The organism is Chitinophaga solisilvae (assembly GCF_009928525.1).
In the GTDB taxonomy this organism is placed as follows: Bacteria; Bacteroidota; Bacteroidia; order Chitinophagales; family Chitinophagaceae; genus Chitinophaga; species Chitinophaga solisilvae.
Genome location: NZ_JAABOK010000015.1, coordinates 38026 through 55097 on the forward strand (window position 1 = coordinate 38026; position 17072 = coordinate 55097).

Genomic DNA, 17072 nt, shown 5'->3' on the forward strand with positions numbered 1-17072 from the left:
ACTAAAATATTATTTCGTCTTCACTGCCGGCTATTACTTCATTGCTTTCGTCCATCCACTTCATCGTTTCGATATAGTCAGACAAATGTTCAACTGTGGGATCGATAAAGAGTGTTTTCATATCTATTTTGATTCCGAAAGATTCCTGCACGCGTGATATCACGCGTGTAGCCTTCAGGCTGTGACCACCCAGGTCGAAGAAATTGTCTTTGATACCGATGCGGGAGCGGTCCAGTATGGCTTCCCAGATGGCGATGATTTTTTCATCCGTTTCATTACGCGGGCCTTCGTATGCCGTATGCATATCCTGTGTCATGCTCTCTGCGCGGGGCAGGGCAGTTTTGTCCAGTTTACCGTTGGCGTTGAGCGGAAAATCTTCCAGCGGAATAATATGCGCAGGCACCATATAACCGGGGAGGGAAGCGAGCAGCTTTTTGCGGAGCGCAGGCGCCGTTGCCTCTGCCGCCGGGATGAAATAAGCAGCCAGTTCCGCTTCTGCCGCATTGTTTTTCCAGATAATTACTACCGCATCTTTAACTTCCGGCAGCGCCATGAAGGCGGATTCTATCTCTGCGATCTCAATACGGTGTCCCCTGATTTTTACCTGATCGTCCCGGCGGCCGATGTATTCTATATCACCGTTGTCCATGATACGGGCGTAATCACCGGAGCGGTATAATTTTTCACCGGGGATAAAGGGGTTGTCAATGAAACGCTGTGCGGTAAGCTCCGGCCGGCCGAGGTAGCCACGTGCAACACCGGCGCCGCCAACACAGAGTTCGCCGGTAACGCCAACGGGTGTACGTTGCAGGTCGTTATCCAGAATGTAGCAGCTCAGCGTAGGAATTGGTATGCCTATGTTGCTGCGGTTTTCTTCTATCTCACTGCGGGTGATTTCTTTATACGTCACGTGCACCGTAGTTTCTGTGATGCCGTACATATTGATATTTTTACAGCCGGGGCAGCTCAGGCTCCATGCATCGAGGATAGCGGGCATCAGCGCCTCGCCGCCAAAGATGAGGTAGCGCAGCGGCGCTGCAGATAATCTGTCCTGGTTATGCAGCAGCAGGCTGCGGAATGCAGTAGGCGTCTGGTTCAGCACTGTGATTTTTTCCTGTACTAAAAAATCAAAGAAGGCGATGCTGTCCTGCGCCGTTTCTGACGGCACCATCACCAGCGTGCCCCCGTTCAGGAGGGCGCCGTACATTTCCCATACGGAGAAGTCAAAGCAATAGGAATGGAACAACGTCCACTTATCTTCCGGACCGAAGTCAAACAGGTTATTATCGTTGAACAGCAGCCGGGTTACATTGCGGTGTTCTACCAGTACGCCTTTGGGATTACCGGTAGTACCGGAAGTATAGATCACGTAGGCCAGTCCGGCAGGCGGTACTGCTACTTCAGCAGTAGCGTTATCATATGGCAATGCAGTAATGTCAACAAAGCGGCAGTCCGGGAACATATCCTGCAAAGTGCTGTCCACGGACGTATCCGTGAGTATCAGCCTTGTACCGGAGTCGCGGATAATATAGTCTTTACGTGTGAGCGGATAGCCCGGATCTACCGGCACATAGGCTGCACCGGCTTTGAGCACTGCCAGTATCGCCACCATCATCCATTCGGTTCTGCCAGTATGCAGTACAATCAGGTCTTCCGGCATCACGTGGTAATCATGCAGCAGCCTGTATGCGAGGCGGCCGCTGGCTTCATCCAGCCGGCTGTAGGTCAGCTGTGTTTCACCACATCTCAGCGCAATATTATCCGGATAACGGGTAACCGTTTCCCGGAACAGGCTGTTGATGGTAGCAGCCGTATTATAGGGCACCCAGGTCTGGTCTGCCTGCATCGTAATCAGCCGCAGTTCTTCACTATCGGGTAATACAATTTCACATACGGCCATTTCAGGTTGTACCGTTACCTGTTCCAGCAGTCGTACCAGGTGTTTCACCGTTCTGACGATGGTGCCTTCTCTGAACAGCGCAGTATTGTATTCCAGGGCCAGGCTCAGTTCACCGTCGTTTTCTGCAAAAGAAAACAGCAGGTCATATTTCGCGACGCCTGTTTGCACCGCCATTCTTTCCAGCTGCAGGTCTTCCGTCACCTGGGCGGCCATGGTATTTTCCATGCCGTCAATGTTCTGCAGTACGAGCATTACATCGAACAGCGGGGAGCGGGAGAGATCTCTTTTCAGGTCCAGCTGTTCCAGCAGCCATTCAAACGGGAAATGCTGGTGTTCAAAAGCCTGCAGCATCACCTCTTTCTCCTGCTGCAGCACTTCCACAAAGGAGGCCGCAGAAGGGATAGCAGAGCGGATGGCGAGCGTATTGACAAAGAAGCCGATCTGATCATGCAGCTGTTCGATGCTGCGGCCAGCCACCGGCGTGCCCACGATGATATCGTCCTGACCGGCATATTTTTTAAGCAGCACCTTCACTGCTGTCATCAGCAGCATAAAGAGGCTTGCGCCGGAACCGGCTGCCAGCTGCTTTATCCGCTGTGTAAAAGGAGCGCCGAAGCGCATGGTATATTCTGCACCCTGATATGTTTTCACATCCGGGCGGTGAAAGTCGTATGGTAACACCAGCGCTGGAATCTCGCCGGCGAACATATTTTTCCAGTAGATCAGGTCTTCCTGCATGGAGCCGGCATTCAGCTGCTCCCGTTGCCATACCGCATAATCTTTATACTGCAGCATGGGCGGCATCAGTTCCCTGGTATTGCCTGCAGCCAGCAGCCGGTAAGCCTGTAACACCTGATTGCACAATACAACCAGCGACCAGCCATCGCTGATGATGTGGTGCATGTTGAAGGAAAGTATATCTCCTGAAGTGGCACGCAGGATGAAACATTGTAACAGCGGTCCTTTCTGCAGGTCAAAGGTTGCTCTCCATTTTTGCTGCAGCAGTGCAGTCAGGTCATCTTCAGACAGAAATTCGGTTACCGTTATCAGTTCTACGGCGAACGACATATCTTCCGGCGCTTTCACTACCTGCACCGGGAAGCCCTCTCTTTCCGTGAATACCGTGCGTAAAATTTCATATTTGCCTATTACCATGCGGAAGGCTTTCTCCAGCAGGGTTTCATCCAGCTGCCCTTTGATACGGAAGGCTGCCGGCATATGATAGGCACGGGACGCTTCTTCAAAACCTGTCAGCACCCAGAGGCGTTCCTGTGCCAGGGAGATCGGATAATCCGCAGCTGTATCAGCAGGTTCAATATAGGAGGTAATCACCACCGGCCTGCTTTGCAGCAGCAGGGCCTGTTCCACGATGGTAGGCAGAGCAAATATTTCCTGCAGGCTTATCTGCTTAGACAAAGCCGTAGCTACCAGGGAGCGCAGCATCATGGCTTTGAGACTTTGCCCGCCTGCTTCAAAGAAGTTATGCGTAGTACCGATATGTTCTGTGCGGAGAACCTGTTTCCATAAACCGAGCAGTTGTTCTTCCAGCGGATTTTGCGGGGCCACCGGCTCCTGCATGGCGGCAACATACATTTCGGGCGCAGGTAGCTGATCCCTGGCCACTTTTCCGTTGCTGTTCAGCGGAATTTCAGGCAGCTGTATGCAGTAATCAGGAATCATGTATGCCGGCATACGTTCGCCCACAAAGGATTTCAGGCTTTCGGCATCCAGGGATGCTTCGCTGGTGAGGTAGGCCACGATCTGGTATTCCTCTGCCACGCGGGCAAGGGTTACATAAGCCTGCCGTACCATAGGATGCTGCTCCAGCGTGTATTGTATTTCACCGGGTTCTATGCGGTAACCGCGCACTTTCACCTGGTCATCGATACGCCCCCGGAAGGCTACATTGCCGTCTGGCAGCCAGCACCCGATGTCTCCTGACCTGTACATTTTTCTGCCGGGCAGGAAGGGATTATCGGTGAACCGCTCTGCGGTAAGCTCAGGGCGGTTGTAATAGCCTTTGGCGACGCCTTCCCCGGTAAGATAAATTTCTCCGTCTACTCCTGCGGGTAACAGATTGAGGTGTGCATCGAGAATGTATAACTGCGTATAGCCGATAGGGTTACCAATGGGCACAGCCTCATGTTCATCATCTGTAAAACGGTATATGGTGCTGTAGGTAGTATCTTCTGAAGGGCCATACAGGTTGCGGACTTCCATGCGGTGATAATCCAGGTCATCCTTGAGTTTCCGCGGCACTGCTTCTCCGGCCATATTTATGGCGGTAACATGCTGCCAGTCCATGTTCATATCTACCAGGCTTCTTATCACAGACGGTACGGTGTTCAGCATGATGCCCTTGTCCTGCTGCACAAAGCGCGGAATTTCGGTAGCAGCATCCAGCAGGCGTATGGTTTTACCCTGAAGCAGCGGGAAGAAAAATTCAAATACCGACAGGTCGAAGCAGCAGGAGGTAGCGGCGTACACAATGTTCCAGGGCGTTGCGGCAAATTCTGCTGCGGCCCAGTGCAGGAAGGCAATTGTATTACGGTGACAGATCTCCACTCCTTTCGGTTTGCCGGTAGATCCGGAAGTATAGATCAGATAGGCGGTTTCTTCCTGCAGATTATCCTGAGAAGCAGAGAAAGTCTTTTGCGAAGCGGTAACTGCAGGATCATCTATCTGCAATACCAGCCCTTTGTAAGTTGCCGGAATCAGCGTAATGCTGGCGGCATCTGTGAGGATTACATCGGGGGATGCATCTTCTACCAGGAAGCTGATTCTGGAAGCAGGATACTTTGTATCCACCGGCAGGTAAGCATATCCGGCCCTCAGTACCCCCAGTATGCTGGCAGGCAGGAAAGAGGTACGCTGCATGAGTATGCCCGCAAAGGCGCGCTGCCGGGGCTTCGGCGGCAATGCCGCCGCGATGTTGTCTGCCAGCTGATCCAGCTGCGCATAGGTAAGCGTTGCATCGGTTGCTATCAATGCCGTATGGCCGGCGTATTTCCGGAAGCTGTCAGCTATCAGATGACTGATACTCTTCTCCGTTACCGGCAGCACGGGCTGGTTAAACACGTGGAGTATCTGCTCTGTATCGGCTGCATTGGCAATGCTGATGCCACCCAGCGGCATATCCGGCGTATCCAGCACCTGCGTATTGATATGCGTAAATGCCTGGAAAAACCGCGCGATGGTTTCTTTCCGGAAAAGTTTTACGGCATATTCCATCTCCACAAAAAACCGGCCGTCAGGATCGTGATCGAAAATAAAAGTCAGGTCAAATTTAGCCGGACGTTTTTCATCTTCTGCCCTGCTGGTTCCGTACAGGTAGCTGTCAAGACCGGAAAGCTGAAAGTCCTGCTGCCGGTTCATACTGCTGTACGTCATGGTAGTATCCTGCAACACGATCATCACATCAAACAGCGGGTTACGGCTGATATCCCGTTTTGCATCCACCAGTTCCACGATACTGTCGAACGGAAAATCCTGGTACTGAAATGCCCGGTAGGAATGCTCTGCCACCTGCTGTACAAAGTCGCGGAAGGAAAGTGTTTCATCGATCCGGGTACGCAGGGGCAGGGTATTTACGTATAGCCCTACCTGTTGTTCCAGCTGATAGTGATTCCTGCCGGAAACGGGTGTACCGGTAACTACGTCCCTGTTATTGGCATATTTATATAACAGGATGTTGCAAACTGCCCTGAAGTAGTTGAAGGGAGTAATATGATGCTGGCCGCAGTAATCCTGTATGCGCTGGTATAAGGCAGGATCCATATAAAATTTGGTAACTGCGCCTTCGGTTGTCTTCATATCCGGCCGGCTGAAATCACCCGGCATACTCAGCGGCGTTACTGCTTCGCGGAATTCATCGGCCCAGAATGCTGTTGCCTGTTCCATTCTTGCACCGGCTGTTCTTTCAGACATCCAGGCGGCATAATCTTTATACTGTACAGGCAATGGTTCCTGCTGGTATACTTCATTTCTGCGGTTGGCTTCATAAGCGGAAAATACTTCCTGTACAATGACGCCGATAGACCATCCGTCGCTGATAATATGATGCATGGCAAATACCATCACGTATTCCTGTTCTCCGGTACGTAACAGCTCTACCCTCATCAGTGGCCCGTTGCGGAGATCAAACTCCCAGCCGATGGCCGATGCTACCAGGCCTTCCAGTTGCGTGCGGATATTTTCCGCGGAGCGGATATCTTTGAAGCCTACACTCAGCGGCATGTCGGCAGCAATGAACTGACGAGGTTCCCCGTTTACCTCCCGGAAGAAGGTACGCAGACTTTCATGCCGGGCAACGGATTGGCGGAAAGCATTCTCCAGTGCCACATGTGACACCTCTCCCCTGAGGTAAAGGCTGGTAACAATATTATAAACGGTGCCCCCGCCCAGGTGATGCAATGCCCACATACGGGTCTGCGCATTGGACAAGGGATAATGCTGTTGTCTGGCTACCACGGGAATAGGAGCAGCAGCATGCTCAGCGGAATTCTTCAGTAAAGCGATCAGCTCTGCTTTAGCAGATTTAATTTCTTCCATCAGTTCCGCAGAGAGGTTCTTTACCTCTCCTACCAGTTTCAGCTGATCTCCGTGTAACCTGGGAACAACCTTATTTTTCTTTAATGCTGTAATAAGCTGTAATGCGTTCATATGATAATCTCATTCCCTGCGGCGTGTGCAGATTTCAGCCACAGCAGGCTTTCGATGCCTTCTGTCAGCGCAGACAAGGTGCTGTTGCGTAACAGCACTGATGCGTCCAGGTTGATCTGCAGATCCTTGTTAATAGTATTGATAACTTCCATGGAACGGAGTGAGTCAAGTCCCAGCTCCGTCAGTTCTATATCTTCAGAAGAAAAATGATGCTGTGGTATACCTGTTTTTGAAGAGATGACTGTCAGCACATAATGCCGTATATCCCTGCTGTCAGGGTTTTCGGGCAGTACTGCTTCCGTTGCCGGCATCTCTGCGGCGGCATCGGTAAGGTGACCGGAAGCTGCAAGCAGTTGAAAGGCCTGCTCCTGGTACAGCGTAGTGCACTTACCGCGTTGCAGTTTACCGCTGGTGGTTCTGGGTATACCCAGCGGCGTTGTCAGTATAATTTCATGAGGGGTGATACCGAAAGTGTCGGCGATATTTTTCCGGATTGCCAGGATAACTTCCTGCAGATCCGTCTGCTGAATGGCCTGGCGTTTTATTTCCGCGATCACCGCAAACGATTCCTGCGGCTGCATCACGCTGAATACCGCTACCCCGCCAGGTTCTATCGCTTCGTGGCTATCTGCTGCGTGGTGTTCAATATCGTATGGATAGAAATTTTCGCCGCGTATAATCAGCATTTCTTTCAGCCTGCCATGCACAAAAAGTTCGCTGCCGGAAAGAAATCCCAGGTCGCCTGTTCTGAGGTAGCGGCGGCCATCTGCGAGATGGAAGAGCGCCGTATTATCCTTCTTCCAGTAGCCTGCTGTTACGCTTTCACCGGATATACAGATTTCTCCTACTTCCAGGGCGCTGCATTCCAGGTTGCTGGCCGGAGCAATGATCCTTACATCCATATCCGGTGTCACGGCGCCGGAGCTGACGAGGGTAATGGTGTTTGCAGATGCAGCGGATACCGGCTGCATCTGCGCAGCGGCAGCCATATCTTTGGGGATATGCATCACTACGGGCAACGGCCCGCTTCTAACGCCGGTTACCATCAGTGTGGCTTCTGCAAGCCCGTAGCAAGGATGAAAGGACTCCTCACTAAAACCAGCGGTACGGAAAAATTCACTGAACGCACGCATGGTATCGTAGCGTACAGGTTCAGCGCCGTTGTAGGCTACTTTCCAGGAAGACAAATCCAGGGCGGGAAGGTCTTCCCGCGCGATTCTGCTGACACATAGCTCATATCCGAAATTGGGACCGCCGCTATGCGTTACCTTATAGGATGAAATAGCAGACAACCAGCGCAATGGCCGCTGGATGAAATGTGCAGGCGCCATCAGTACGCAGGAACAACCGACGAAAATAGTATGCAGCAGACTACCGATAAGCCCCATATCATGATGAAAGGGCAACCAGGAAAAAATAACGGAGCTGGTATCGCAGCCGAAGGCATGTTGTATCACCTGCTGATTATGTATCAGGGAAGAAGCTGTTACCGTTACGCCTTTGGGCCTGCCGGTAGACCCTGAAGTATATTGCAGAAACGCAATTTCCTGATCGGTAGCCGGCGTATGTTCCTGCGTGGTTGCAGGAAAGTCTCCGCGATCAGTGATAATGATGCTGACAGGTTTATCTGCGCGGACAAAATGCTGCTGCACATATCCTGCCAGGCTATCGCTTGTCAGTATGATGGCTGCTTCCGCATCTTCTGCCAGCGCATGCATCCTGGACACATGTTTCGCACCCCGGGCAAAGTAAACCGGTACTGCAATAATGCCTGCATACTGGCAGGCAAGGAAAGCAATGGTAAAGTCGATGACATCCTGATAAAACAATAAGGCGACAGTATCACCTGAACGCTGACGCTTCAGGTATTCTCCCGATTGTTGTACATGGTCATACAACGTACGATAGGAAATACTCCGCACACGTGATTCACCATCCTCCAGTAAAGTGAATGCAGTCTTATCAGGAATCAACACGGCATGTTTGAACAAAGATCCAATAATCACAATTCCTCTTTATTAATGATGAAATTACAGAGACAAGCAGGGATTAATCAGGTATATAGCTAACAAGACATTATAACGTTGTCATTGATTTCCGGAACGTTTGTATGGCATCTGAAAAAATGAACTGACTGATGCTGGCAGGCTTTGGGGGTACAAAGAGACCATACCCTGCAACCGGTAACAGGGTTGATAATGTTGAGAGAAAGGCTGATAGCTCCGCATATCAAAAAAAATTTTTTCATCATTCTACAGGATCGTAAAGGCATGGCAATGCCCGATCATTCCTGCCGGAACAATGCAAAGTGTACAATAAAATATCAATAAACAAGTGGACCCTCTAAACTCAGGTCAGCCTCATTCTTCCCGCATCCTGTAAGGGATAACGGATAAGTGTATGTAATATGAAATCCTTACTAACATGACTGTACGATAAACCTGAACAGTTGAGACAGGAATCATTTGGAATTACAGAAAGCTCTCGTTACCGGTTGTCATCCGGCATTGATAATACTGCATAACGCGCTGATGGAATACGAATCGCACTACACTACTACCTCTGTAGTATTGCAATATGACAGTTATATAAATTGATTTAACAGCCGGAAAAGTGCACAGGAAAACCGAAAAGTACCAGTAAACACTCGGGCAAAGGTCTGAAGGCTCATCTATCGCTGGCCATCATCTAGGGCAAATATCTCCACATTTCATAGAATTAACGAAATTAACGCGGTTTACGATTTTAGTGTCAGCAATTAACTAATTAACAAAGGACCATTACTTGTTTTCAGATTCTAATGCTCTTAACATCCTGGGCACAAACCAAGCTAACAACAATTAAAAGTGTGCTGAAAATTTGGGTTTACCTCGGTGAGGTATATTTACAGCAATAATACAAAAAAAATCTTACAACCAAATTTTATTTTGGCACTTGAAAAAAAATACTTTCTACCGCAATTTTATGGCAGTAAAAATATAACTGCGACCTGCTTCATCACCAGCATACCCAATACCAGCAAGACATTAAACGGATTTTTATATTGTTCCGCATTAACATATTTCACTGCGCTGATTTCTACGTACTATACTATAGAAAGGTATCCTAATATTTGAATTGCGTGATACAAAATTGCAGTGCTGAAGATTTTTTTCACTTCTTAAAAAAAATTTTTTTTGAAGTACTGAATTAAAAATGCAGCAGCAGATATCTGATAATATTCAGGCAGATGATTAAAACGATTTTTTACGCCCGGTTTAAAAAGCCAGATACTTTCACGGAATATTTCTCCTGTCAGTAAAATAAAAACCAGTTATTCATCCCGGCATCTCACCTCCCCCTGCTCAGATCTTCACCCCGCATTTGCCATTCGTCATCCGTCATTCGTAATTTTCAATCTTTTTGCTACTTTTAACGGAAAATCAACCAATTATTCGCAGGGAGACAATTTCAGCATGTCAAATACTTCAGACAATGAGCGGGAACTGCTCCGGCTGGTAGCTGCCGGAGATGAAAATGCGTACAGGTTATTATTTGACAGGTACGCTGACAGAATGTATATGAATGCACTGCATTTCACCAAATCGGAGGAGCTGGCGCAGGATCTCACGCAGGAGATTTTTATCCGGATATGGGTAAACCGGCTGAAACTGGCGACTGTAGACCGTTTTGATGCCTGGCTGTTTACTGTAGCCAGAAATGTTATCCGGAATGAGTTAAAGAAAAAGATTCTTCCGGTAGAAAATGAAGCGTTCCTCCATACCTATTTCAGGGATAATAATTTAACGCCGCAGGAGCGTATAGAATATAAGGAGCTGGAAAGCTCCGTGCACCAGGCCATCCGGAATTTACCGCCGCAAATGCAGACGGTATTCCTGCTGAGCCGGCAGGAAGGGCTGACGCATGAAGAAATTGCCCTCCGTATGAATATCTCCGTTGTTTCTTCCAAAACATATATGGTCCGCTGTCTGCTTGCGATTCGCAGGCACCTGGGCAAAGATGCCGTCAAACTCGGTATCGTCGTCTTTTTCCTCTTCAAATAATTTTTTTTCTTCCAGACGTCTTACCCCTGCTTATTTAATTGTCTTTATCCTGAGTGGCCTTCCGGCTGCTGATGCCATTATTATTTTAACAACAGAAAATATGCCGCCATCCGAATTTCAACACCTGGTACAAAAATTCACAGACGACAGTATTACTGCAGCTGAATTGCAGCAGCTGCGGCAATGGGTGCTGGAAGACAGGGATGCCGACATGCAGGAAGCCGCCATAGAAGCCATTCTGCACCATAGTCATCCTGCCGGGCATATGCCAGCCGATAAAGCGGCGATGTTCTCTTATATACTGGAGGAGGCGAACCGCCGCACAGCCGCCACTTCCGGCGCAGTGGTGGTATCTGTGAAACGCTGGTGGGCAGCGGCAGCAGCAGCGGTGCTGTTACTGGGTACGGGCCTGTATTTCCTGACCCGTCCGAAACCGCCGGCCACCGTGGCGCAACACTCCGTTCACTCAATACTTCCCGGCAGGGAAGGCGCTATACTTACGCTGGCAGATGGTTCCCGGCTGGTGCTGGACAGTCTGCAAAACGGGGTGATCTCCCGGCAGGGCCGCGCGGATGTAAGGCTGCAGCATGGTCAGCTGCTGTATACGCACAACGGCGCTGCTGCTGCCCTGCCGGCCTACAATACCATGACGACCCCACGGGGACGCCAGTTCCGGGTAATGCTGCCGGATGGCACCGCCGTGTGGCTGAATGCAGCCTCCTCGCTGCATTATCCGGTTGTATTCCCGGAAGGCGAAAGGAGTGTAACGGTTACCGGAGAAGCCTACTTTGAAGTAGCTCCCGATCCGCACAGGCCGTTTACCGTAAAAACGGCCAATGGCGCCGTCATCGAAGTATTAGGCACCAGCTTTAACGTGAACGCCTATACGGATGAAACAGCCTTGCGCACTACCCTGCTGCAGGGAAAGATCCGGGTGAAAGCTGCTGCCGGCAACAGTATATTGCAGCCCGGAGAACAGGCCGTGATCACTCAGACAGTTACCGTAAACACTCATGCCAATACCGCGCAGGCAGTAGCCTGGAAGAATGGCATATTTAATTTCCAGCACGCCACCCTGGAAGAGGTGATGCGGCAGATCGCCCGCTGGTATGATGTGGAGGTAGTGTATGAGAAAAATATCCCGGCCATTACTTTCGGCGGGGAAATGGGCAGGGATCTGGAACTGAAGGATGTACTGGAATTTCTGCAGGGATCAGGTGTACATTTTAAATTATCGGGAAGGAAACTGATTGTAATGCCTTAATGCTTTTGTCAACCAAAACCGTAACCATATGCCACAAAAAACCGGAAGCGGTTCGAAGCGCTTCCGGTTAAAACTGGCTCAACTGAGAAAACAAGTCCTGCAAGACTGCTTATTCATCAACTAAACCATTGCAAAGCTATGCAATTAAATGCTCTTTGTAACCGGTCCGGGAAAGGTGTGCCACATTCGCCTGTTCCCGGAGTATCAGCAACACACAGCTGCCGGTTATCAGCCAGAATCAGGGAATCGCAACGCCGTTCAGCGATTCCGTTACTGAAAATCATGAAACTTACTCTCTTGCTGCTCACCGCCGTATTCCTGCAGGTATCTGCTACCAGTGAGGCGCAGCCTATCACCTTTTCCGGGAAAAATGTACCGATGGAAAAAGTATTTTCCGTCATCAGGGAGCAGACTGGTTTCCTCGTGGTGTATAATGTTGCCCTGCTGAAAGATATCAGAAAAGTATCGGTAGATGCACATAACATGCAGCTGGAAACATTCCTGGAACTGACGTTCAGGGAACAGCCGCTGAAATATGTGATCCGCAACAATACGATCCTGGTAACGGAAAAACCGCGGCCATCGCAGCTCTCCGGCGACGGGGAACAGCAGTTGGCGGCAGCCCCGCCGGCCGTGCTGAAAGGTATGGTGGTCAATGAAAAAGGGGAACCGTTACCCGGCGTAACCATTCTGCTGAAAGGCAGTAGCCGCGGCGCCGTCACCGATAATGAAGGCGCATTCAGCTTTACTGCCGGAGCGGAAGGCGACGCTGTTCTTATCGTGCAGATGATCGGGTATATCCGGCAGGAAATTGCCGTGAATGGCCGCAGTCATCTGCAGATTACGCTCCGGGCAGATGTACATAACCTGGAGAATGTGACCATCTCCACGGGGTATAAAAAAATCCCTAAATACCAGCTCACCGGCGCAGCCTCGCTGGTAACGCAAAAGGAATACGATCAGCGTGTAGCCGTTACCGGTAACTTCCTGGAAAGCCTGGAGGGTAAGGTTCCCGGCCTGGTGTATAACAGCCAGTCAGGAGAATTGTCTATCCGCGGCGTGTCTACTTTCGACGCGGTGAAAAAGCCGCTGATAGTAGTAGATGGATTTCCGACAGAGATAGATCTCAATACCATCAATCCGATCGACATCGTTTCTATTTCCGTCCTGCGGGATGCCGCAGCAGCAGCCATTTACGGCGTACGTGCCTCCAACGGCGTAATCGTGGTGGAAACCAAACGTGGCAAATCAGGTAAGGCCAGGCTCAGTATGCGCGCCACTACTGCCTTTCAGGAGTCTCCCGATTTTGGTTACCTCCGCTTTGCCGGAGCGCAGGAATTTGTATCCCTGCAGGAAGCGGTGTTCAGACGCACCAAACCCGATGAAAGCGCCTACATTGCCTATGGCCGCCCGATGAGCCCCGCTACGGCCATCCTCTTTGATGAGCAGCAAAAACGGATCACACCGGCTGCTGCCCGTCAAAAACTCGATTCGCTGGGCGGTTCAGACAATACGCAGGAATATAAAAATCTCTTTTACCGCACCCGTATGGCCAGCAATGTCAACCTGGACATCAGCGGCGGAAATGAAAGAAGTACCTACCTGCTGGGAGTGAACTACATTGCAGAACAACCGGTGAACAACCGCTCGAAAAACAATCAGCTGATCCTGAACATTGCCAACACGTATCAGCTTTCCAAACGCCTGAAAATGGATTTCCGCGGCGTATATGCGCATGCTGTTTCTGAAAACGGAACAACCGCTCCCCTTACCGACTTCTATCCCTATGAAAAGCTGGCTGATGCCAATGGTATTCCGCTGGCGGTAGCACAAGGCACCAACCGCGAATACCTCAACTTCGGCGTGAGCCGCCTGCGTAACAACCGCCTGCTGGCCGTGGGCCTGTACGATCAGCTGTATTACCCTTACCGGGAACTCACTGCCAACACCACTAAAACCAAAACAAACACTTTCCGCGCGCAGGCCCGCGTGGAAGGAAAAATCAACGAATGGATGTCCGCAGAAGCAGGCGGCAATTATGAACTGCAGCAAGGCGTACAAAACAACCTGCTGGATGAACAGTCCTACACGGTGCGTAAACTGCTGAACCTGAAAGCGACCAAAGGTCCCGACGGCAGGGCATTATTCATCGATATTCCGCAGGGCAATATTCTTCGCAGAACAGATCAGAAAGTGCTGAACTATACCCTGCGCGCGCAGCTGAATTTTGACAACCGCAGCGCCCGCAGCCTCCATGAAGTATCCGGTATCCTGGGTGCGGAACAGCGGAAAACTACCGGCGAAAGTTATCTTAACAGCTACTTCGGATATGATCCGCAATCACTCCTCAGCAGACCTGTTAATATGCAGCGTGCCACCCTTTACGGTAATGCGGCTTTCCCGGATGTAACCCAGTTCGGCGGCGGCATGACGCTGACAGAATATCTCAACGAAACCAGCTCCGACAGGCGCTTTCTTTCCTGGTATGCACAGGGTACCTATATCTACAACAGTAAATATATCGTTACCGGCAGCTACCGTATCGATCAGTCCAACCTGTTCGGGGTAGATCCTAAATACAAGTTCCGCCCACTATGGTCCGCCGGTGGCGCCTGGCGGCTGCATATGGAGAATTTCCTGAAAGACGTTTCCTGGATCAGTGAGCTGAAACTTAACGCTACCACAGGCTTCAACGGAAATGTACCTGTCAGCAACAACGGCGCATTCCTGATCCTCGCTTCTCAGCTGAATAATATGTTTGAGGTATCACAACCCTCGAACTATGTGATAACACCCGAAAACCAGTCGTTACGCTGGGAAACGACACAAACCTATAACCTGCGGCTGGACTATGGCTTCTTCAACAACCGCCTGTTCGGCTCCCTGGATTATTACCATAAAAAAACAAAAGATGTATTCGGTCAGTATGATGCTGACCCCACCAGCGGATTTAACCAGTACAATGCCAATACCGCAACTATCCGGAACAGCGGCATCGATCTGCTGATCTCTTCCGTCAACCTCCGGAACCGCCGTTTCGAGTGGCGTACAAGTCTTACCGCCTCCCTGAACAACAATAAAGTGCTGGCCGTCAAAGCAGGAGAATATAAAACATCGGAAGATATTACCAGCTCCCGTATTAACCGGCAGGGCTACCCGATGGATGCCATATTCAGCTATAATTACGGAGGGCTGACAGACAAGGGCAAACCATTTGTTTATGATACCAAAGGAGGCCGGCATATTCTGGACTTCTACGGTAATGCAGTGGTAGATGTAGCTTTTGAAGACCTGATCTATAACGGTACTACCACGCCTAAATATGTACTGGGACTGAACAACCAGTTCTCCATCGGTGACTTTGACCTGTCATTCCTCTTTATGTACTACGGCGGTCATATTATGCGGGTAGAACCGCCGAACCCGGCGAATCTCGGCTCCTACGGCACGATGCTGCTGAAAGGGTCTTCAGACTACTGGAAGCAGCCAGGGGATGAACTGCGGACCAATATACCCGGCATTGCGCCCGGTACGCTGCAGGACCCTTATTACTTTCCTTCGTATGCCCGTTACGGTTACCGCTATGCATCACAGTTTGTACGCCGTGCAGATTATATCCGGTTACGCGACCTTATCATCACCTATAATCCGAAGTTCAATTTTATCAGGCGGATGGGACTTAGCCAGACACAGCTCCGGTTACAGGGCCAGAACCTGTTCTATTATACGTTCAGCGGCAATGATATAGACCCTGATGCCATTGACCGTGTCAGCGGTGTGCGCAGACTGCCGCAACGGCCGCTTTACAGTATTTCCCTTTTTACTAACTTCTAATTATTCAGCTATGAGATCATTTCATATTGTCTTAATCCTTTTACTTGCCGCCGCCGGTATCTCCGGCTGCAACAAGTTCCTGGATGTAAAGCCCAAAGGCATCCTGATTCCGGAGAAGCTGAACGATTATCAGCTGATGCTGAACTCCAGGCAGCTGACACTTACTTTTCCGGCCGTATTGCTGTATTGTACAGATAATTACTATGAAGAATTTGATGACATCAGCACGGTACCGGCAGCCAATGCCTACTACTGGCGGCCTGGCATTGACCAGAACGAAAAAGATAATCCGGTAGCCTGGGGAGATCTGTACAACAGTATTTACCATACCAATGTCATCATCAATAATGTGATGTCGGCAACAGATGGCTCACCGGAAGCGCGTGCAGCCACACTGGCCGAAGCGCTGGTAGTACGGGCAGACTGTTACTTCATGCTGCTGACGCTCTTCGCGAAGGCTTACAATCCGGCTACTGCCGCCAGCGATCCGGGATTACCGCTTGTACACAGTACAGATGTCACCAGTAAAACACCGCCGCGCGCCTCCCTAAAAACAACACTGGATACCATCATCACCAACGTAACCGATGCCATTGCCTCCCTTCCGCTGACCAACCTCAACAAATACCGGCCTACCAAAAATGCGGCCTACAGCCTGCTCGCCAGAGTCTATCTCTATATGCAGGATTATGACAACTGCGGTAAGTATACCGACCTGCTACTGGCAGCGCCGCATGCCATGCTGAACTATAATGATTATGAAGATGCCTATTCTTTTCCGCCCACGGACTTCAGCCCCGAAGTTATCTGGCAGCGGGGATCCTTGGATTATGAAATCCCCGGCGGGATGGGTATGCAGCATGCGCTGAGTGATTTGTATGAATCCGGCGACCTGCGGAAAGAGTTCCTGACCTATACCTTAGCTTCAACACCGGATGATTACCATTATTCCGCCGAAAATGGCTATTTCAATTTCGGTACTACCTATCAGGAAATGTATCTGAACAAGGCAGAAGTACTGGCGCGGAAAAATCAGCCGGATGCAGCCATGAATATGCTGAACCAGCTGCGGAAACACCGCTTTACACCGGCAGCCTATAAGCCGGTGACAGCCAGCGGACAGGAAGACGCGCTGAAGAAAGTGCTGGAAGAACGCAGAAGAGAACTGGCTTTCCGCGGACCGCGCTGGATGGACATGAAACGCCTGGATCGGGAAGGACGGATGCCGCTGGTAGAGCGTAGAGTGAACAGCACCGGTGTTTTAAAGGCAACGCTGGAACCCGGCAGCAGGAAATATGTTTTCCAGATTCCTGCCCGTGTGCAGCAATTTAATCCGGACATACAATTAAACGACCGTTAAACAATCACA

At 50.3% G+C, this 17072-nt stretch carries 6 protein-coding genes; 4 read left to right on the top strand and 2 right to left on the bottom strand.

The features are described from left to right. Position 1: 1 nt before the first annotated feature. Positions 2-6562, bottom strand: coding sequence for a non-ribosomal peptide synthetase (locus tag GWG06_RS25075; protein ID WP_160716866.1), 6561 nt, complete (start codon positions 6560-6562; stop codon positions 2-4). Beyond that, positions 6559-8568, bottom strand: a complete 2010-nt coding sequence (locus GWG06_RS25080) for an AMP-binding protein (protein WP_160716868.1) — start codon at positions 8566-8568, stop codon at positions 6559-6561. The genes GWG06_RS25075 and GWG06_RS25080 overlap by 4 nt, the downstream gene beginning before the upstream one ends. A 1449-nt stretch (positions 8569-10017) precedes the next feature. Between GWG06_RS25080 and GWG06_RS25085 the strand changes: the two genes are divergently transcribed. The 4 genes from GWG06_RS25085 (at position 10018) to GWG06_RS25100 (ending at position 17063) form a co-directional block, all read left to right on the top strand. After that, the gene (locus GWG06_RS25085; protein ID WP_160716870.1) at positions 10018-10605 is read left to right on the top strand and encodes an RNA polymerase sigma factor; all 588 of its coding nucleotides are present in this window, start codon (positions 10018-10020) and stop codon (positions 10603-10605) included. A gap of 100 nt (positions 10606-10705) precedes the next feature. Continuing rightward, complete coding sequence (locus tag GWG06_RS25090; RefSeq protein ID WP_160716872.1) at positions 10706-11869, top strand: FecR family protein; 1164 nt, start codon at positions 10706-10708, stop codon at positions 11867-11869. A gap of 282 nt (positions 11870-12151) precedes the next feature. Then, on the top strand, positions 12152-15703 hold the full coding sequence (locus tag GWG06_RS25095) for a SusC/RagA family TonB-linked outer membrane protein (RefSeq protein ID WP_160716874.1): 3552 nt from the start codon (positions 12152-12154) through the stop codon (positions 15701-15703). 10 nt (positions 15704-15713) lie between these two features. Beyond that, positions 15714-17063, top strand: coding sequence for a RagB/SusD family nutrient uptake outer membrane protein (locus tag GWG06_RS25100; protein ID WP_160716876.1), 1350 nt, complete (start codon positions 15714-15716; stop codon positions 17061-17063). Positions 17064-17072 lie beyond the last annotated feature (9 nt).

Bases quoted from the DNA above. Each gene is read 5' to 3' on its own strand.
- GWG06_RS25075 (WP_160716866.1), bottom strand. From the start codon at position 6,562: ATGAACGCATTACAGCTTATTACAGCATTAAAGAAAAATAAGGTTGTT.
- GWG06_RS25085 (WP_160716870.1), top strand. From the start codon at position 10,018: ATGTCAAATACTTCAGACAATGAGCGGGAACTGCTCCGGCTGGTAGCT.
- GWG06_RS25090 (WP_160716872.1), top strand. From the start codon at position 10,706: ATGCCGCCATCCGAATTTCAACACCTGGTACAAAAATTCACAGACGAC.
- GWG06_RS25095 (WP_160716874.1), top strand. From the start codon at position 12,152: ATGAAACTTACTCTCTTGCTGCTCACCGCCGTATTCCTGCAGGTATCT.
- GWG06_RS25100 (WP_160716876.1), top strand. From the start codon at position 15,714: ATGAGATCATTTCATATTGTCTTAATCCTTTTACTTGCCGCCGCCGGT.